This window comes from Shouchella shacheensis, from assembly GCF_001484965.1.
GTDB lineage: Bacteria > Bacillota > Bacilli > Bacillales > Bacillaceae_D > Shouchella > Shouchella shacheensis.
The window spans coordinates 1-17,878 of the sequence record NZ_KQ947395.1; the positions used below are offsets into that span (position 1 = coordinate 1).

Annotated in this window: 18 protein-coding genes; 13 read left to right on the top strand and 5 right to left on the bottom strand. The window is 41.5% G+C overall.

What is annotated here, in order from left to right:
• Positions 1-89 precede the first annotated feature (89 nt).
• Positions 90-347 (top strand): hypothetical protein, encoded by a 258-nt coding sequence (locus AVZ68_RS03805; RefSeq protein ID WP_059103216.1) that lies wholly within the window; start codon positions 90-92, stop codon positions 345-347.
• A 241-nt stretch (positions 348-588) separates the two neighbouring features.
• Here the strand turns inward: AVZ68_RS03805 and AVZ68_RS03810 are convergent, their stop codons facing one another.
• Positions 589-882: a hypothetical protein gene (locus tag AVZ68_RS03810; protein ID WP_059103217.1), complete on the bottom strand. Its 294-nt coding sequence runs from the start codon at positions 880-882 to the stop codon at positions 589-591.
• 193 nt (positions 883-1,075) lie between these two features.
• Here AVZ68_RS03810 and AVZ68_RS03815 point away from each other — a divergent pair, with 193 nt between their 5' ends.
• Complete coding sequence (locus AVZ68_RS03815) at positions 1,076-1,423, top strand: hypothetical protein (RefSeq protein ID WP_059103218.1); 348 nt, start codon at positions 1,076-1,078, stop codon at positions 1,421-1,423.
• Positions 1,424-1,785: 362 nt separating this feature from the next.
• Here the strand turns inward: AVZ68_RS03815 and AVZ68_RS03820 are convergent, their stop codons facing one another.
• Positions 1,786-3,087: a S8 family peptidase gene (locus tag AVZ68_RS03820; RefSeq protein ID WP_059103219.1), complete on the bottom strand. Its 1,302-nt coding sequence runs from the start codon at positions 3,085-3,087 to the stop codon at positions 1,786-1,788.
• Positions 3,088-3,409: 322 nt separating this feature from the next.
• On the opposite strand from AVZ68_RS03820, the gene AVZ68_RS03825 reads away from it, so the two are divergent.
• From AVZ68_RS03825 to AVZ68_RS03850, 6 genes are all read left to right on the top strand, one after another.
• Positions 3,410-4,741 carry an N-acetylmuramoyl-L-alanine amidase gene (locus AVZ68_RS03825; protein ID WP_059103220.1) on the top strand — a complete coding sequence of 444 codons (1,332 nt, stop codon included), beginning with the start codon at positions 3,410-3,412 and terminating at the stop codon, positions 4,739-4,741.
• A 179-nt stretch (positions 4,742-4,920) separates the two neighbouring features.
• Positions 4,921-5,187 (top strand): hypothetical protein, encoded by a 267-nt coding sequence (locus tag AVZ68_RS03830; protein WP_059103221.1) that lies wholly within the window; start codon positions 4,921-4,923, stop codon positions 5,185-5,187.
• A gap of 109 nt (positions 5,188-5,296) precedes the next feature.
• On the top strand, positions 5,297-5,842 hold the full coding sequence (locus tag AVZ68_RS03835; RefSeq protein WP_059103222.1) for a spore coat protein: 546 nt from the start codon (positions 5,297-5,299) through the stop codon (positions 5,840-5,842).
• A 232-nt stretch (positions 5,843-6,074) separates the two neighbouring features.
• The gene (locus AVZ68_RS03840; protein ID WP_059103223.1) at positions 6,075-6,992 is read left to right on the top strand and encodes a glycosyltransferase; all 918 of its coding nucleotides are present in this window, start codon (positions 6,075-6,077) and stop codon (positions 6,990-6,992) included.
• Between the two features lie 15 nt (positions 6,993-7,007).
• Positions 7,008-7,694, top strand: coding sequence for an N-acetyltransferase (locus tag AVZ68_RS03845; protein WP_059103224.1), 687 nt, complete (start codon positions 7,008-7,010; stop codon positions 7,692-7,694).
• Positions 7,695-7,754: 60 nt separating this feature from the next.
• Complete coding sequence (locus tag AVZ68_RS03850; RefSeq protein WP_059103225.1) at positions 7,755-8,990, top strand: glycosyltransferase; 1,236 nt, start codon at positions 7,755-7,757, stop codon at positions 8,988-8,990.
• A gap of 28 nt (positions 8,991-9,018) precedes the next feature.
• Here the strand turns inward: AVZ68_RS03850 and wecB are convergent, their stop codons facing one another.
• Positions 9,019-10,104, bottom strand: a complete 1,086-nt coding sequence (gene wecB / locus AVZ68_RS03855) for a non-hydrolyzing UDP-N-acetylglucosamine 2-epimerase (protein ID WP_059103226.1) — start codon at positions 10,102-10,104, stop codon at positions 9,019-9,021.
• Between the two features lie 183 nt (positions 10,105-10,287).
• Between wecB and AVZ68_RS03860 the strand changes: the two genes are divergently transcribed.
• The 3 genes from AVZ68_RS03860 (at position 10,288) to AVZ68_RS03870 (ending at position 14,081) form a co-directional block, all read left to right on the top strand.
• Positions 10,288-11,502 carry a glycosyltransferase gene (locus AVZ68_RS03860; protein WP_059103227.1) on the top strand — a complete coding sequence of 405 codons (1,215 nt, stop codon included), beginning with the start codon at positions 10,288-10,290 and terminating at the stop codon, positions 11,500-11,502.
• 120 nt (positions 11,503-11,622) lie between these two features.
• Positions 11,623-12,918, top strand: a complete 1,296-nt coding sequence (locus tag AVZ68_RS03865; RefSeq protein WP_059103228.1) for a nucleotide sugar dehydrogenase — start codon at positions 11,623-11,625, stop codon at positions 12,916-12,918.
• 26 nt (positions 12,919-12,944) lie between these two features.
• Positions 12,945-14,081 (top strand): DegT/DnrJ/EryC1/StrS family aminotransferase, encoded by a 1,137-nt coding sequence (locus tag AVZ68_RS03870; RefSeq protein WP_245628052.1) that lies wholly within the window; start codon positions 12,945-12,947, stop codon positions 14,079-14,081.
• A 2-nt stretch (positions 14,082-14,083) separates the two neighbouring features.
• On the opposite strand, the gene AVZ68_RS03875 is transcribed toward AVZ68_RS03870, so the two are convergent.
• Positions 14,084-15,364: a glycosyltransferase family 2 protein gene (locus AVZ68_RS03875; protein ID WP_059103229.1), complete on the bottom strand. Its 1,281-nt coding sequence runs from the start codon at positions 15,362-15,364 to the stop codon at positions 14,084-14,086.
• Positions 15,365-15,618: 254 nt separating this feature from the next.
• Here AVZ68_RS03875 and AVZ68_RS03880 point away from each other — a divergent pair, with 254 nt between their 5' ends.
• Entirely contained in the window at positions 15,619-16,053 is a 435-nt protein-coding gene (locus AVZ68_RS03880; protein WP_059103230.1) for a DUF2642 domain-containing protein, read from the top strand.
• A 16-nt stretch (positions 16,054-16,069) separates the two neighbouring features.
• A complete protein-coding gene (locus AVZ68_RS03885; protein ID WP_059103231.1) occupies positions 16,070-16,279 on the top strand; it encodes a hypothetical protein in 210 nt (69 codons plus the stop codon).
• 318 nt (positions 16,280-16,597) lie between these two features.
• Here the strand turns inward: AVZ68_RS03885 and AVZ68_RS03890 are convergent, their stop codons facing one another.
• Positions 16,598-17,524 (bottom strand): Gfo/Idh/MocA family protein, encoded by a 927-nt coding sequence (locus AVZ68_RS03890; protein WP_059103232.1) that lies wholly within the window; start codon positions 17,522-17,524, stop codon positions 16,598-16,600.
• Positions 17,525-17,878 lie beyond the last annotated feature (354 nt).

A 17,878-nucleotide genomic window follows, 5' to 3' on the forward strand; every position in this document is an offset into this window, starting at 1 on the left:
AATGGTTTAATTAGCTTTCCTCGTTACAGATACCCGGGAATGCAGGATACATAGTCTGTATTAAGTTGTAACAGAAGGGGGGAAGAAAAATGAGTACTAACCGCCAGAGAAAGTGGATGGATACCGGGACGGATATCGATGTTGAAAACGACATCGTAAACAAGCTAAAAGATAAAAACGTTAATTTCAACCATGCCAACGTTGAAGACAGTGGAAATTCAGATGTTGAGGTATACGTGGATGGAAAGGCTCTTGCAAAGGCGCGTCAAGAAGACGAAGCCGATGACAGAGACGACAAAGATGACGACGATAAAAAAAGAAAAAGCAGAAAGAAGAGGATGTATTAAAAGGGAGGGCTAGTCTTTCTAGCCCTCACTATTTCCTTTTACGTGAGACTCTCTCTAACTATCTTGCATAGACTAAACTTTATACTCCTGACATAGGGACTTCGGCAACTCGTAGTCCCTTTTTTGCTGTGCTGTGTTTAACACAGACCACCGTTTCGAAGTAGGAAGGTAATAATCCATAGAAACTAAAAAATAAAAGGCTGACCTTTCCTAAACAGGAGAAGTCAGCCTTTATTTAGGGTTAGCTTTCTTTTGCCGTCTCAAATCCTCTTTTGCTGTACTGTCGATCCAGTTCTTGAAGCATCGTTTGATACTGTTCTTCACTTAGGCGACCATCAGCGTATAAATAACAAGCAAAGGCATAGGAAAGAGCCGTCGTATCAATAGTAACGGTTACATCTACATCTGAATTCCCACTCTGACTGACTAGACTTTTCGTGTCCATACGCTTTGGCACCAATTTCATAACATTTGTAGTGTCATTTTCATCTGAGACATATTTCTTTGGAGCTCTTTCATGGTTATAATAGCGCAATTGCTTCCCTCCTCTTTTGTAAACGTAACTTATACTATGTAATGGATATAAGTGCTGTTTGGACAGTAACCCCGGTTAAGAAGGTTTATTCTTACTTGCTGGATACCAACGCAGCTCATGTTTTTAAGAAGAGACTCACTGTAACTTTTCTTTGATTGGGTGAATATCATGGGTGGTGAAAGGGAGTGATACGATGAATCATGAAAGAAAAAACAACCCTTATCACCAGGGGAACCAGCCATCGATGTATGAGCAATGTCAAAGGCACAAAGATTTCCATGTAGGGATCCAAACCACCGATGGACAGTCGTATGATGGGATTCTAACTGATTACAATCAAGACCAGCTAACATTGTTGGTTCCAGAAGATGTTGAAGAAGGAGAGCATCGACAATATGGAGGGTATGGGGGATATGAGAGAAGATATCGTCGCTATCGCCCGCGCTACTTCCCGCTAGCGGCATTGGCGTCACTAGCGTTGTATCCATATTTCTACCCACCCTACTACCCACCGTACCCGTATCCTTATTATCCGTATTAAGGTGCGTTCTAGCAAACGCAATACACCAATCTCTGAGATGTTTACACCGAGAGATTGGTGTATTTTTTTATTTTTCACTAAACATTTTGTCTGAATTAAATAACTTGGCTTAACGCCATACTGCTGAAAAGGGCATCGGTTTATTTTAACAACAATGAGAAACTCAAACAAAATGATACTGGGGCTGACGGTTCCCTGTGCTAGTAGATAAAAATTGGAACTGTTGTCTAGTTAGTGCAGTTCAATGCATGCACACGATAATAAACTGAAAATACTTAATTTTTCAGATGTAATTACAGTGCCTTTGTTTCCTTGTTAATGTTTTAAAAATGCAACCGCAAAAAGTTGCGGTTGCATGCACCCTATTGAAATAAATGGTCAACGTTCAGATACCCTTGCCCCTGTACATTCTCCGGTTGACCGATATCCTCACAGGCTGCGAGCAAGCGTCCCTTGATTTCATCCGGTGTTAATGATGGGTCATCTTGAATCACCAAGGCGACGACGCCAGCACAAATCGGTGTAGCCATTGACGTCCCAGAAAGGGAAATGTAGCGATCACCCACACGGCTGTTTTTCGCGGTTTTGTCGGTAAACGAGCCATTCGTTCGCCATGAAACAATGTCGACACCTGGTGTCACCAAATCAGGTTTTGTGAGACCGTCCATCGTTGGACCACGGCTGGAGAACTCAGCGACGGTATCATCGGATCGGTCAGGGGTATTCGTATTGTCGACGGCCCCGACCGTAATGATTTTCGGGCTAGTACCTGGACTTGCGATCGTGTTGCCATCAGGCCCCTCGTTACCAGCAGCCGCGCAAACGACCATACCGGCATCCCAGGCTCTTTCAACAATTTGTACCATCAGGTCATCCTCGGCAGGCTCCGTTTCTGAACTCCCGAGTGATAAGGAAATAATATTAATGCCATGTTCCTCCTGATGATCGATACACCACTGTACGCCCTCAATGATATTCGATAGAGAACCTGCTCCCATCTTATCTAACACTTTGACACCAACAAGATTGGCTTCCGGTGCAGGGCCTTGATAGAGGCCATCTGAGGCATAGCCATTGCTGGCGGCATCGCCCGCGCAATGCGTGCCGTGACCGTTATCATCATAAGCATCCGTTCTACCTGAGATCACATCATGGAAAGCGACAAGCCGGTTGGTTGGATTTTCTAAATCGGGGTGGTTGGCAATGCCTGTATCCACAATGGCAATCGTTGTCCCACTCCCTGTCAACCCAGCCTGGTTGTATGAAGTGACATTGATGCTTTCACGGGCTGTATCGAGAAACGCTTCTACTCTTCGGTCATCGTAAATCTTTCGAATTGGAACATCGCTGTTTAATAGTCGTTTCATCATGTGACCGGTCATGGTTACGGAACAACAACCAATGCTGGGAAACTCTTTATGAAACGAACAACGAAAGGTGCCTGTGGCCAACTGATGCAACCGAGGCATATCGCTCGTATAGTGCTCATCAAATTGGACAACGACGCGGTGTCGCTTAAAGCGCATGAGCAGTGTTTCCATCAAATTATGCATAAAACACGGCATACGGCGAAACGGTTGATAGCTTTTGACGATCTTTCGGCGTAGAGATTTGTCAAATTTTCGTCCCCTCTTCCGAGCGAGTTGAATCATAGAAAAGTGCATTTTTTTCTTTTCCCCCTATTTTTAAGATTGCTGTATCCTATGACAACCATTGATAGAGTGAAAAGACTTTCACCTATTATTTATAAAATTAGTAGAATGCCCTAACGAGTCTAAGGCCTAACACAACAGGGTAGCGGGAGCATTCGTCTAAATTTACCAGTAATAGACTTTAGAACAAGCGAACGTATTCGGAGGACCATAGATTAGCTAGCAGATAAGAAAAAAGGGGGGACAATATAACAAAAATTGGAACTTAAAAATGCATAGAAACGTTTTTGAGGAAAAAATGATGGTTCTAAAATAAATTCGAAGGAGTGATCGTATGAAACTATATTTGGACCCAGGACATGGGGGAAGAGATCCGGGTGCGACAGGAAATGGGTTGCAGGAAAAGAATATCGCGCTCGACATTGCGTTACGCATTCGTACTATTTTAGCGAACGACTATAACAATGTAGAAGTAACCATGAGTCGAACGACAGACCGGTTTGTGAGTTTAAGCGCGAGAACCAACGAAGCGAACGCATGGGGAGCGGATTATTTTTTGTCCATCCATTGCAATGCGTTTAATGGCTCTGCGCGTGGATATGAAGACTTTATCCACAGTAGTCTCTCTGATACCTCACAAACAGCAAGGTATCAAGCCACTATCCATTCTGAGGTGCTTAAACAAAATAACCTTCCTGACAGAGGGCGAAAAAAGGCCAACTTTCACGTTTTACGCGAAACCGTGATGTCAGCTCTATTAACAGAGAATGGGTTTATTGATAACAATACGGATGCTGCTCTAATGAGAGAGGCATCCTGGAGGCAAGCAGTGGCCCAGGGGCATGTCAATGGGTTGGAGGCGGCCTTTGGTCTTGAGCGTAAAGAATCGTCCGGAACTCTTTATCGAGTCATCGCCGGGTCCTTTAAGGAGAAAGGAAATGCTGAAAAGCGGGTCGAAAATCTACAGTCCAATGGAATTGATGCTTTTGTTAGTTCTACGCAAATATCAGGAGAATTATGGTATCGAGTGCAGGCAGGGGCTTTCCGGAATCGACAAAACGCTCAGCAGAGGGTGTCGGAAATAAAGGAAGCTGGGATTGAAGATGTATTTATTATTGAGCAGAACATCGCCGCCACTGCTGTATCGGACTATATGATTTTAGGCCCTTCCCGGTTATCTCCAGAACAAATGGATCGTTATGCGCGAAGCATTCATCCTGATGCCCCTTTACTGGGAAGCTATTATCTAAGGTTTGGGGAGTATTACGGAATTAGGGGAGATGTAGCTTTCGCACAGGCCTTGCATGAAACGGACTATTTCCGTTTTACTGGCGTGGTCCAACCGGATCAAAACAACTACGCAGGAATTGGCGCCACAGGGCCCGATAATCCTGGTGCGAGTTTCTATACCCCTAGGGACGGGGTGCTTGCACACTTGCAGCATTTATTTGCTTACGCTTCCTCAGAACCCTTGCCCGAAAAATACCCGTTGGTGGACCCACGTTTTGATCTCGTCCAGCGAGGAAGTGCACCAACATGGGTCGCTTTAAACGGCAAGTGGGCGGTTCCGGGAGATCGTTACGGGCAATTGATTTTAGCTCTATATGAACGAATGGTCGAAGCTTCAATCAATGAACTGGGAGCACTATTGCAGGAACTTCAATAGTAAAGAGTAAGTTGACTTTCAAATCAAAGAGCAGAATCTTTCCGTCAGTTTCCTGACCTTAAGGAAGGGTTCTGCTTTTCGTATACATACTATTTCTCCGCGTTTGCCTTAACACTTAAGACAAGCTAAACCCATATTGTATTAGTGTCTTGCCACATAAAATAGAAGGAGGAGAAAGAATGAACAATGCTCACCAGCAACTTATAGAGGTCGTCGTACGGAGAATTTTGCAAAAACACAACGTCTCTAAGCCTAATGATTTATCAGACGCTGATAAAGAAAGCATTAGAAACGCTGTAACGAGCCTACAATCAGACGTTGAAGGGTTTTTGCAGAAACAAGAATCCAAAGACCAATCAGAGAATACATCAGAACAGGCGTCTAAAAAGAATGATCGTCTGAAGAAAAAGTCCAACAAGAAAAGAGATGAAGAGGAGAAGTCCTAATCAAATGTATTGTCGATTTAGGCTTGTGTCCCTGAGTAAAACGCACAAGCAAAGCTTTAAAAGGAAACATATCTTAAATTAGATTCTATTCAAGGAGGGGAAAGAAGAAATGAGCAAAGAGCAGTACACCAGATTTTTAGATAAGCCAAGGTTCAAGTACTCTGAATGTAAGCAACCGGACTGCCATTACCAGGACTGTGATGGAGGTTGTTCGTACAAAAAGAAAGATGATTATAAGTGGTCTGCTTTAGACCATTACGGTTGTCACCCCATGGACGACGATAGCAATATAGACCAGAATGCAACTCAAGCGAAGAAAGAAGTTCAAGTATCGGAAGAACTTATTTTCATTAAAGACTCTTGCAAAGTGGATGTAGAAACTACTGATACAAAAGCAGCTGTAGGGATACAGGTCGCGATCCAAGCTGCCATTGCATTAATCATCCAGATCTCTATTGCTGGCAGTGATGATGTTGACGAAATCACACAAGAGATTCTTCAGAGCTCTAAGATTAAACAAATTACTCGCCAAAAAACGATTATTGAGAACTCTAAAGATGTTTCTGTTCAAACAACAGACACTCAAGTGGCGATTAATCTCCAAATTCAGATCGCCATTCTGCTGGCTCTAATCGTAGAACTGGATATTCTGTAAATACAAGAAAGGAGAGGGTCGTGCAGACTTTCTCCTTTTTTGTCTAGCTCCGTGTTTCTGGGCAATCCGCCTTCGCATTTCGGTTCCCTTTTACCATTTAAATGCGACAACTTTTATTTACGACAAAGATAGCCCAATTGCTGTTGATCCAAGTCCTAAAAATCATAATTCGTTATGGCAAACATAAATTAAAAAGAAGGCAGAAGTTTTAAAAAGGGAGAGAGGTGAATTTGTGATTAAATTATTGTTTATCGCTAAAGATACTTCTCAATTTATAGATAGAAATTTCTCCTTTCTTGAAAAAGAACTCGCAAAAATCACCCATTTAACTGTATGGAGAAAGCCTGGCCACATTCAGTACATATTGAATCATCTTCCCGACCGCCCTGACTTTATTTTATTGCTTAATGATATTGGGGAAAAAATGTATCCAGTGGTTAAAGGGTTGTCCACTGTTGATATTCCATCAGGGCTATTTGTAAATGATATTCATAGATTTAAAACCTTGCGCAGGAATTACATTAAAAAAAATAACATCCAGCATATTTTTACGGTTGCGAGAGGTAAGTTTTTAGAAATATACCCGGAATATCAGCAAAAAATGGAGTGGTCCCCTCATTTTGTTCATACAGAAATGTTTAAGGATTACGGGTTTAAAAAAGCGATTGATCAATTAATGATGGGAGCAGTGAATGATTATTATCCATTGAGGCAAAAAGTGCTCCACTCATACAAAGGCGATAAAAGTTTTGTCTATCATCATCATCCAGGTTACCGAAATTATAAGGCGGAGGAGGAAAGCCATCATTTTATCGCTGAACGATATGCTCAAGAAATTAATAAAGCAAAAATATTTTTTACCTGCCCCTCTATTTTCAATTACCCGGTAAAAAAATACTTCGAAGTGCTTGCATGCAATTCTCTTCTATTTGCTCCAACGTTTAAAGAACTAGAGGACCTTGGTTTCCGCCCTGGAACCCATTTTATTTCAATTGATGCACATAATTATAGAGAAAAAGCTGCGTACTATTTAGAACATGACGCTGAAAGAGAAAGAATTTCCGAACAAGGATACAATTTTGTCCATCAAAAGCACTCGACAGAAGTTAGAGCTAAACAATTGTTACATAAAATTAAAAATAGACTCTAGAAATGAGGTTGTAAAATGAGCAAGTTACCAGCGAGCATTAAAATCGGGCATCATGTAGTGATCGAAAATGAAGTTGTCATTGGTGAGAATGTAGTGATTGGCGATCATACCGTTATCATGAACGGAACTCAACTAGGGGACAATGTAGAAATTGGTGCCAACTGTGTATTAGGAATACAACCCGGCGGTAATAACAGAATGCGCAAAACTCAAAACGGGGCTCATAAACTCATTATCGGCAGCGGAACGAAAATTGGCCACTTGGTTTCCATTTACTCAGGCACTGTACTGTCCGATAAGGCCTTCGTAGGAGACCATGCCAGCATTCGAGAGAACGTGTCGATTGGCAGAGAGACCGTTGTGGGAAGAGCAGCTATAGTGGAACTCAACACAACCATTGGGGATAACTGTACGATACAAACGCTCGCTTATATTACTGGAGATACGGTTTTAGAAGATCGTGTATTTATTGGTCCTTGTGTGTCCATGTCGAATGACAAATACATGGGTGCCAAAGAATATACCTTGAAGGGACCGCATATAAAGGAAGATGCAAAAATCGGAAACAACGCTTCTCTGTTACCTGGAGTCACAGTCGGTGAAAAAACGATTGTTGGAGCGGGGGCTGTTGTAACCAAGGATACTGGGGACCAAAAAGTGGTTGCCGGTGTTCCTGCTCGGAGAATAAGAAGTTATTATTAATATTCATCTACAAATCCTTTTGTCCATGATAGACATAAAACACATGAGAGGAGAGAAAAAATGAAAACGGTATGCATGCTCGTTCATACCCATTCTTTTTTAGATACGAGGATTTTTCAAAAGGAAGCAAAGTCTTTACAAAAAAACGGCTATAACGTGACCATGATTGTACCCAGAATAAAAGGAAAGTTATTTAATATTAATAAGGAACCGTTTCAAGATAAGTTTCGGCAAAAGTCGTTTGTACATGAAGGCATTAAAATTGTTACGTACGATTTAGAAAGTTTTAAGCCTTCTGTTGAACATATGCAGCAGCATGTAGATTCACAGGGTTTGGCTTTAAATAGCCCGTTAACAAAGCTTGGTTTAGCGGAGAAGGCAGACATCTATCATGCTCATGAAATTGCTTCGTTGTTTGCTGGGATTGGCATAAAAAGAGCGATGAGAAAAGCAAATAGACCTACCAAACTCATCTTTGATAGCCATGATCTGATTCCTGATCCGTTTGATCAAAACCCGAGAAACCTGGCGATGGGAAAGTTATTAGATACGATGTTAAAAGAGATTGATCATATGATTACGGTGTCCCCTTCGATTAAGTCTTGGTATATTTCCAAAGAACCATCACTCCCAATTGAACTCCTATATAACTCACCACCATTAAATGAGGCGTATAAACCTAAAAATCTTAAGAAAGGTTCACTCACCGTCGGATACGAAGGTCACATTGCCGATAGTAAAAAAGGAAGTAGTGAAAAAATTTTTGAATTAACTGAGATCTGCTCAAAGACGGTTGAAGATTTTACATTTAAAATCGTCGGTGGAGTTTTACATGGTCAAACTCTATCTATCCCCAAACAAATAAAGGAGAAAATTTCGTTAACCGGATGGGTCAATTTCCAATCAATTGCAAAACATATGGCGGATATTGATGTAGGTTGGGTCGACTTTGATGACCTTAGTAATTCTCTTAATCGTTCCTACGCGTTGCCAAATAAATTTTTCAGTTATTTGAATAACGGCATACCTGTCGTTGTAAACAAGTGTCATGAAATGGAGGATTTTATTAGGACACATAAATGTGGGGTCGTCATCAATAAGATGAAGGCTACAGGCGAGGATTATGCAGAAGCTTTCCTTTACTTACATGAGAATCGAGACTTGTTAAAACAAATGAGCATCAATGCAAGAAAGGTTATGGAAGAATTATACAGTTGGGAGAAGATGGAGGATAGGATGCTCGCGATTTATCATTCACTACTAACGAATCAATCTAGAAGCTTCTACTTGGACTAGATCTCTAAAAATCTCTCCCCCTATGCTGCTACACAGGAAAGGAGAGTTTTTTTATTACTTGATACATTTTATCCGCTGCACGACCATTCCCAAAAAGGTTTGGGTATTGGCGTGGTTCCTGGATTTTAGATACAGCCGCTAAAAGGGTCTCAGGATTTGAGGGGGGCGTTATAATATTCCATCCAGCGTTAACTGTTTCCCTCCACTCCGTTTCTTCTCGAAGCGTAATGCAAGGAACACGCATCATAAATGCCTCCTTTTGAACGCCGCCGGAATCTGTTAGGATCAATTTGGCCTGATTTTCGATGACCAACATGTCAAAGTAATCGAGTGGTTCAATGAACGTAATGTTAGAATAACGTGTGATGTCCGTTCCATTCCATTGCTCCATTGTTTTTTTCGTTCTTGGGTGTAGTGGCAAGATGACTTGTTTATCCAGTTGCTGAAACCCTTCCATGATCCCCTTTAACCGCTTAGGGTCGTCTGTATTTTCGGCACGGTGTATAGTAGCAAGATAATAATCTTTCGGTTTTACGTTAAGACGAGAAAGGACTTGTGATTGCTTTATTGCGGTATCTTTGTAATAAAGTACGGCATCGTACATGATGTCTCCCGTTAAATGAACCCCGGTTCTGATTCCTTCTTGTTTTAAGTTGTCAACCGCTGTTTGGGAAGGGCAGAACAGCAACGTTGATAGGTGGTCTGTCACCACACGATTGATCTCTTCTGGCATTTGTTTATTAAAACTTCGAAGTCCCGACTCAACATGAATGATCGGAATGTGCAGTTTCGCAGCGGTTAAACTGCCAGCAATGGTTGAATTGGTATCTCCATAAACCAAAACAAGGTCCGGCTTCTCATTGATCATGACTTGTTCTAATTCGATGATCATGTTGGCGGTTTGTGTTCCATGTGATCCAGAGCCAACGCTTAAGTTATAATCCGGAAAAGGTAATTGTAACTGTGTAAAAAATACATCAGACATATTCGAGTTATAATGCTGACCAGTGTGTACGAGAATTTCCTTAATGGTAGGATCTTCTTTAAACAATTTTGATAATAGACAAGCCTTGATGAATTGAGGCCTTGCCCCGATGACCGTTAAAATTTTCATCTTTTTTCCTCCCGCGTGCACATTTCCCTTGTGCCATCATTCGATACTAGTAAACATATGAAAAACGGCTTCACTTTGCCACAGAGAGCAACATAAATAGATGAACCCCTAAAGGATGGCTGTCGCTTTGGCATTCATTGGATGAACAAGACATGAAGTCAACTAGTATAAGGAGGAAAAGCGATGAAAGAGAAGGTTTGTTTTTTAGTGTCCGAACATCCTTTTTTGGATGCAAGAATTTTTAAGAAAGAAGCGAAAAGTCTTTCCATGAAAGGGTACGATGTGACGCTGATTGTTCCGAGGAGAAACGGCCATTTGTTTGATATTGATGGCACAGCTTTTACAGATACATTCACAGAATCTACATTCATTCACGAAGGAATTAAGATCGTTACGTATGAACAGAAGCACTCGGAAAAAAACATCAAAACCTACCATTACAATATTCAATCACGTGGTTTTCATCGGTTTAACGATCAACTCACGAGGCTTGGTGTTGCTCAAGAAGCAGACATTTATCATGCTCATGAATTTCTTTCGTTCTATTCGGGAATTGGCATCAAACGAACGCTAGGAGCGAAAGGGAAACAAGTGAAAATCATTTACGATAGTCATGAATTAGTGCCTGACCCGAAAACTTTAGAAGGAGCAGCTATCAAGAAAAGAATGAAGCAAACGCTTGAAATCATGTTAAAGGAAGTCGATTACGTCATCACGGTATCAGAATCGATCAAATCTTGGTATCGATCGATCCATCCCACGCTTCCTATAGAAGTCATCTATAATTCCCCTCCCTTAACCCCTCACTATGAGAAAAAATTGTATGATAAAAATCGACTGGTCATCGGATATGAAGGCACCATAAATAAAAATAAAGGGAACCCGCAAAAATTGATGGAAATCGTAGAGGCATGTAACAAAAAATTCGGCTTGAGAGCGAAAATAATTGGAGGTTGCACAGATAGTCATTGGATCGTCCCTTCCCATTTAGAAGATAAAGTAGAAATGGCAGGTTGGATACGGTATGAATCGATCCCAGATGCCATGAAAAAGATAGATATCGGCTGGATCGACCTTGACGTTAGGAATTCGTTAAATCGTACGTTCGCGATGCCGAATAAATTTTTTAGTTACTTAAACAATGGAATTCCTGTTCTTACAAACAAATGCGTAGACATGGAAAGGTTTATTCAAAGACATCAATGCGGCGTTGTGGTGAATAAAGAAAACGCATCGGCTGACGACTATGCGGATGCGTTAGCTTTCCTTTTTGAAAATAAAAGCAAACTTCGAGAACTAAGTGAAAATGCTCGTAAAGTAATGGAAGAACAGTATAGTTGGGAGCATATGACAAACAGGCTTTATTCCGTGTATAAAAGGGTAGCTACTAGGAATTAGTAACATGTGATGATAAAAGATAAAAGCCTAATGAGCCGACAGAAGTCCAGTCATAAAAAAAATTAACACATACGTATGGAATAAGAACTTAACTAATCACAAAGAAAAGAGGTAGGAGAGATGCACAAAGAAAAGGCAACGCAAACCGTTTGCGTTGTGGGTCTGGGAAAAATTGGACTAACCTTGGCCGCTGTTTACGCAAACAACGGGTTTAACGTCATAGGGGCAGATGTGAACGATAAAGTCGTATCCACGGTAAACCAAGGTCAGTCGCATGTGGCAAATGAACCAGGTTTAGACGAACTGGTTCTTCGTGCGTTTGAAAACAAACGACTTCGTGCGACGTTAAATACGAAAGAGGCTGTCTCGAAATCAACGATTGTCGTTGTGATCGTTCCTGTACTCGTTGATGAACAAAACGACGTGGACTATTCGTATATTGATTCTGCTGTGGAAGAGATTGCAAAGGGAGTCAAAAAGAATACGACGATTATTTTTGAAACAACGTTGCCTCCTGGTGACACGAAAAATCGGTTTGGTAAAAGAATTGAAGACATGTCTGGATTAAAAGCGGGGAATGATTTTTATTTAGCGTATAGTCCAGAAAGAGTATACTCCAACCACATCCTTAGCGGTTTGGAGAAATATCCAAAAGTGGTAGGGGGATTAAATGAAAAAAGTCTTCAAATCGCTTCTGCCTTTTACAAAAAAGCGCTTCAATGCGAAGTGATTGAAGTCGATTCTACAGACACCGCCGAATTTTCGAAAGTCGCAGAATGTGTGTATCGGGATGTGAACATTGCCCTTGCTAATGAGCTTGCCAAGTTTGCGGATGAAAAAGGGGTTAAGCTCTCCGATGTGATTAAAGCAAGCAACAGCCAACCATACTCTCATATCCATTCTCCGGGAATTGGCGTAGGGGGTCATTGTATTCCGATTTATCCATATTTTTTTATGAACCGAGGTTTAAAGGAGGGATTGACTCATTTTTCCAGAGAGGTTAACGATGGGATGGCCGAATACGCGATTTCGAAAATCGAAAACCAGGTTGGAGCGCTTGAAACTAAAAACATTCTCATCTTAGGTCTTTCCTATAGAGGAAATGTAAAAGAAGCGACAAAATCCACGACTTGGTTATTGACAGAACAACTAAAAAAGAAAAACGCCAATGTCTTCGTCCATGATCCGATGTTTACAGAGGAGGAAATTAAGTCTTTCAGTATGGAGCCGTTATCATTGGGTGACCCAAGGATATCAACTCTTGATATCGTGATTTTGCAAGCATTTCATAGCGAATATCAAGATCTTAGATTTGAAGATTTCACTAATTGCAAGTTGATCTTTGATGGACGAAACGAATTCAATAAAGAGGACATTACCCGGGCGGGAATCACCTATGAGGGACTTGGTGGTTAAAGACGAAAGGAGGGAAAACAACACGTATGGAAAACCCTAAATTGATCCCGATGGTCGACTTAAAAAAAGAGTTGGAAATCTTAAAGCCGATCATTATCAGCGACATTGCAGAAGTTTTAGATAGTGGGACCTACATCTTAGGGAAGAAAGGAGAGCAGTTCGAGAAACGGTTAGCTGATTATGTTGGCACAACATGTGCTGTTGGGGTTGCTAACGGGACAGATGCACTGTATTTAGCTCTGAAAGCTCTAGATATTAAGCCTGGCGATGAGGTCATTACAACACCCTTCACATTTTTTGCGACAGGGGAAGCCATTGCCCAAGTAGGAGCGAAGCCGGTCTTTGTCGACATTGACGAAGAAAGTTACAATATCGACCCAACTAAGATTGAAGAGGTGGTCTCACCGAAAACAAAAGCGATCATCGTTGTGCATTTGTTTGGGAGAGTTGCGAAGATGAACGAGATCCTCAGAATAGCGCAGGCATGGAAGATAAAAGTGATTGAAGATGCCTGCCAAGCGATCGGTACAGAATACGAAGGCAGGCGAGCAGGAGCCATCGGCGATATAGGCTGTTTTTCTTTCTTTCCGTCCAAAAGCCTCGGCGCGTTTGGAGATGCGGGAGCGGTGGTCACTAATAACCAAGATTTGTACGAGAAAGTATGCGAACTCCGCAATCACGGCAGTACTACCAAATATGCTCATGAATCGATTGGGATTAATAGCAGGTTGGATGAAATTCAGGCGGCGATCTTACTCACTAAATTGAACTATTTAGACATTTTCTTGCATAAACGAAAAGAAATTGCGCGAAGGTATACCGAACAGCTGCACCGTGAAGTCAAGGCTCCGCCGATCGTAGAAACAAGAGAACACACCTTTCACCAATATTGCATTAAAGTAGATAGGAGAGAGGAACTGGCGGTCTATCTTAAGAATAAAGGCATTTCCTCGGCCGTTTATTACCCCATTCCTCTTCATCTGCAGGAAGCGTTTCACTATTTACACTATAAAGGTGGGGATTTCCCGATTGCCGAAAAAACAGCGAAACACATTCTGGCTCTTCCGATTTCGCCTGAGTTGTCGATCGAACAACAGAACAAAATCATCGCAGCTGTAAGAACATTTTTCAAAACCGGCAGGGAAGAGCCGACAGAGGCATAATTCTATTTTAAAGATTGTTTAAAATCATTCCACTTGGAGTGGTTTTTTTTTGTAATGCTAGCGTCATGTTCGCGGATATTATAGACCGTGAAATCTTGGTAGGAAAAGCGGCTGTCTTTGAGTAATTGAAGCAACACACTGACGTCTTCGTACAGCCGCCCGTCTTCAAAATCAACGATAGGAAATCCCCCTGCTTCTTTTAAAGAGGACGTACGATAAATTCTTGGCCCGAGGGGGAAACGGTAATTCAGTAGATCCTTGCGATTTTTAACGGCTTTGCCTGTTGCCGTCCCTATATACATCACTCCTCCTGTGGGTAGCTGCTTCCACTTTCTGAAGTTTCCATACAACACAGATACATCTTGAGAAAGGGTGGAGAGCTTCTCCTTGATGATCAAAAAAGCATTAGGGTCCAGCCAGTCATCGGCATCTAATTCCAGCACAAAGTCAGTCGTGACGTAGGTGAGCAGTTCATTAAGGGCAATGGCTTTTCCCCCATTCTCTTTTTGAAACACCTGTACATGCTCATTCCCCTTCCACTTCTCTAGTTCTTTGTAAGAGTGATCACTTGATCCGTCATCGATGACCAATAATTGCTCGAACTGAGCATGCTGAAAAAAACAGGAAGACATCGTTGCTCCTACATACGGTGCCATATTAAAACAAGAAATGATTACTGCAAGCGTAGGCTGCGTCCATCCCGCTGTATGAGGGGCGGCGGTATATTTCCTTAGAAAATTAAATTTTTCACGTTGAGTAGCCGAGCTGTTTTTCTTGGCCTGCTTGATCCACTCTTTTTCGATCGGTAAAACATCCTCTTTTTCTACTCTAGAAAGCCAGGAAGGGATAAGAGCTTCTTTAAAAGGCAGTTGGTTCACAGAGGGGAACGTAGTGGTCACTAAATAGGAGGTTTTTATAAAAAAAGGCCGACGAATGACCATCGATCCCAGCTGGTGACGACACGTCATCACGGATTTTGAAGCATCAAGCTCTAGAGACGAAGGTCCCACAAGGGGAGAGAGGTAGTCCTGATCTTGGAGAAGTAGGATATAGGGGCTCTGAATGTGAGGCAGGGCCAGGCTTAAAGCCGCACCTATGTCTTGGTTTCGAATCATAAGATGCTGAATGTCTTGGAGATACATGGACTTTCGCATGGCTGGACTTTGCTCACCAACATGGAGAATTGACTTAATTCTGCACTTAACCCTATCTAATGAAAGCAGGGCTCTTTTCAAGGCGTTATGATCAGTGTAATCCAGAAGTATCACTGTAATGCTTTTCAATTTCTTCCCCCCTCATGGGTTGCAGTAAAATTGACGGGTGACTGAGCACTTTTTCTTTTTTCTATTCTAATGTATGAGCAATGCTAGCGTAGGTTTCTTCGTTTTTTCTAGCTATTGTATAGCCTCGGAGTCTTTTAGGGAAGGTGTCAATTTTACTTGGGTAGCAGCGGCATTTTTGTAAAAATGGTAAATCTCCCTATACAAGTAATTATTCATTGCATTTACTAAAGTAGTAACTAAAAAGGAGGATTATAATGGCACAAAGAAAAACCGCTGTAAAGCGTTTGTTACGTCAGTTTCTCAGTACAAATCTCAACCAAATGCAATCAAGTCTTCCAGAGGAAGCTACTTCGAGTCTTGTAGACCTGGAGGGCTCTCTAGGGCTGGGAGACTTACTGAATTTGGAAGGTTCTTTGAATCTTTCGAACCCACTAGAAGCACTCCAAGATATTTTGCAAGCTATACTTGATGCAATTGAAGGGATCGAGGACGACGGAGGGTCGGGTACTTCTGCACTCAGGGACTTGCTTGAGACCCTGGTCGCTCAGCAAATCGAAGTTACAACCCCTTTTGGAGTTGTATCAGGTACGCTTGTTCTAGTTCAAAACGATTTCATTGTAATGGTTGATGACACAGGTACCCAAGTTCTTGTACGACTGGCCAAGATTGAATCTGTAAACGAATTGTAAAAAGGAGGGGTGAATCTTGTTTGAAAATACTTTTGCGGCTGAATTGGAAAACCGTCTAAACACAACGGTGGAAGTAGCCACAGACAACAATTTGGTGGAGGGTACACTCATAAGTGTTACAGATGGTCTTATTACCATTGAAGTAAGTGTTGGTTATGGAACTGAGAACCTAGTGTACATCTCAATTAGCGCAATTAATTTCGTTCGTTTTCCAGTAGCAGCTTAATCACTACGTCTGGTCCCTAATCTTGTCTTTAACTAAAGTACCTCTATAGTAGATGTAATTATCCTTGACATAGGAGTTGATTCTGCTTTAGAGGTGCTTTTTTTGCGAAATGCTTTCAAAGTAATTGGAAATAAATTATTCGAAAATTGGGATTGATCTGGTTACTAAGCTCAGTGGGTTCGGAAATCGGCGCTGTACTATTTAGAAGACCGCTTCTCACTGGTGTCAATGGATTTTGAACCAAAAAGGGCTGCCCATCTTCTCGCCTATGATGATTATGGGGCAGCCCTCTTCTTTGATTCACTCCACAGCGGTTGGTCACGAATGGTTTATAATGTTTTCACTGATTTTGCTGGTGAGAATTAATGCTTGAATACCATCTTCGCCTGCAACAGTGGGCACTTGTCCGTTTTTCACACAGGTAAGAAAGTCAGTTAATTGAAGGGCTAGTGGTTGGGTGAAAGCTGGAATATGAACCCGTTCCATGACAGACCTGTGGAACTCTCCTTCTCTTGGTGCGTGTGTGACACTTAACTCCATTTGCAAAAGATCCGCCATGATATACTTATTTTCTGTTAAGACTTGAATGGAACGTATCCTCTTATTTGATTTAAAACTAGCCGTCAACTGAACCACAACGCCTTTTGTTGAATTGGCGATCACTGTTGCATGCGTTGGCGATGTGTCAGTAAGTTTTCCAAGTGTATAAAGTTCACTAAGTTCATCATCGAGCAATTCGGTGAGAATGTAAAGGTCATGAATCATCAAATCGTGAACAACGTCGATTTCTCTTAGTTTAGTGGGAGTCATCCGGTGAGTCTCTATCGCAATGACCTTTTCATTTTTAAGCTCTTTTTTTAAGGCTTGAATGAGTGGGTTAAAGAGTTCAATATGTCCAACTTGAATTTTCACTCCCGTGTCATTTGCTTTCTGTACTAAGGTTTTTGCTTGGTTCACAGTAGACGCAATTGGTTTCTCCATTAACATGTGAACGGTGTGCTTAATACAAGTTAAACCCACTTCATAATGAAGCATGGTTGGAACCGTGATGCTAACAGCATCTACTTCCGATAGAAGGTCTTCTAGTGATTGAAACAGTTTGACATTATATTTACTGGCAATTTCCTTGCCCTTGATTTCGTTCACATCATATACCCCTACCAATTGGCAAATGTCGGATAAAGACTTATACGTTCGAACGTGGTTCTCTCCCATGTTTCCCGTTCCTATAACCCCGACTTTCATAACAAATCTCCTCACTTTTGATTGACCACCGAGTGGATTCCATATTTATAATTTACGAGCAGAAGGTATCTCAGAAAAAGGAAAGTACCCCCACAGATAAAAACCATTCTGCTCCGCAATTAACTTCTAATTATTTTATGCGCTTATATATAGATATGAATAGACTGTCATAACGGATAAAGTGAAATTTGGCCGTCCTTAAAGGTAGCAATGTCAACGGATACTTTGAGTATGCAAAGGAAAAAGCAGCAGCTTGACTGATTCGTCAGCTGATGAAAATGTATTCCTTTTATTGAAGGATGGCTTTTCTGATGTGATCGTCCTTTGTCATCGTTCGCAGGTGGAATATTATTA

What these genes read in the sequence shown, in the direction of transcription:
- AVZ68_RS03805 (WP_059103216.1), top strand. Translation starts at nt 90, where the DNA reads ATGAGTACTAACCGCCAGAGAAAGTGGATGGATACCGGGACGGATATC.
- AVZ68_RS03815 (WP_059103218.1), top strand. Translation starts at nt 1,076, where the DNA reads ATGAATCATGAAAGAAAAAACAACCCTTATCACCAGGGGAACCAGCCA.
- AVZ68_RS03820 (WP_059103219.1), bottom strand. Translation starts at nt 3,087, where the DNA reads ATGCACTTTTCTATGATTCAACTCGCTCGGAAGAGGGGACGAAAATTT.
- AVZ68_RS03825 (WP_059103220.1), top strand. Translation starts at nt 3,410, where the DNA reads ATGAAACTATATTTGGACCCAGGACATGGGGGAAGAGATCCGGGTGCG.
- AVZ68_RS03830 (WP_059103221.1), top strand. Translation starts at nt 4,921, where the DNA reads ATGAACAATGCTCACCAGCAACTTATAGAGGTCGTCGTACGGAGAATT.
- AVZ68_RS03835 (WP_059103222.1), top strand. Translation starts at nt 5,297, where the DNA reads ATGAGCAAAGAGCAGTACACCAGATTTTTAGATAAGCCAAGGTTCAAG.
- AVZ68_RS03845 (WP_059103224.1), top strand. Translation starts at nt 7,008, where the DNA reads ATGAGCAAGTTACCAGCGAGCATTAAAATCGGGCATCATGTAGTGATC.
- AVZ68_RS03850 (WP_059103225.1), top strand. Translation starts at nt 7,755, where the DNA reads ATGAAAACGGTATGCATGCTCGTTCATACCCATTCTTTTTTAGATACG.
- wecB (WP_059103226.1), bottom strand. Translation starts at nt 10,104, where the DNA reads ATGAAAATTTTAACGGTCATCGGGGCAAGGCCTCAATTCATCAAGGCT.
- AVZ68_RS03860 (WP_059103227.1), top strand. Translation starts at nt 10,288, where the DNA reads ATGAAAGAGAAGGTTTGTTTTTTAGTGTCCGAACATCCTTTTTTGGAT.
- AVZ68_RS03865 (WP_059103228.1), top strand. Translation starts at nt 11,623, where the DNA reads ATGCACAAAGAAAAGGCAACGCAAACCGTTTGCGTTGTGGGTCTGGGA.
- AVZ68_RS03870 (WP_245628052.1), top strand. Translation starts at nt 12,945, where the DNA reads ATGGAAAACCCTAAATTGATCCCGATGGTCGACTTAAAAAAAGAGTTG.
- AVZ68_RS03880 (WP_059103230.1), top strand. Translation starts at nt 15,619, where the DNA reads ATGGCACAAAGAAAAACCGCTGTAAAGCGTTTGTTACGTCAGTTTCTC.
- AVZ68_RS03890 (WP_059103232.1), bottom strand. Translation starts at nt 17,524, where the DNA reads ATGAAAGTCGGGGTTATAGGAACGGGAAACATGGGAGAGAACCACGTT.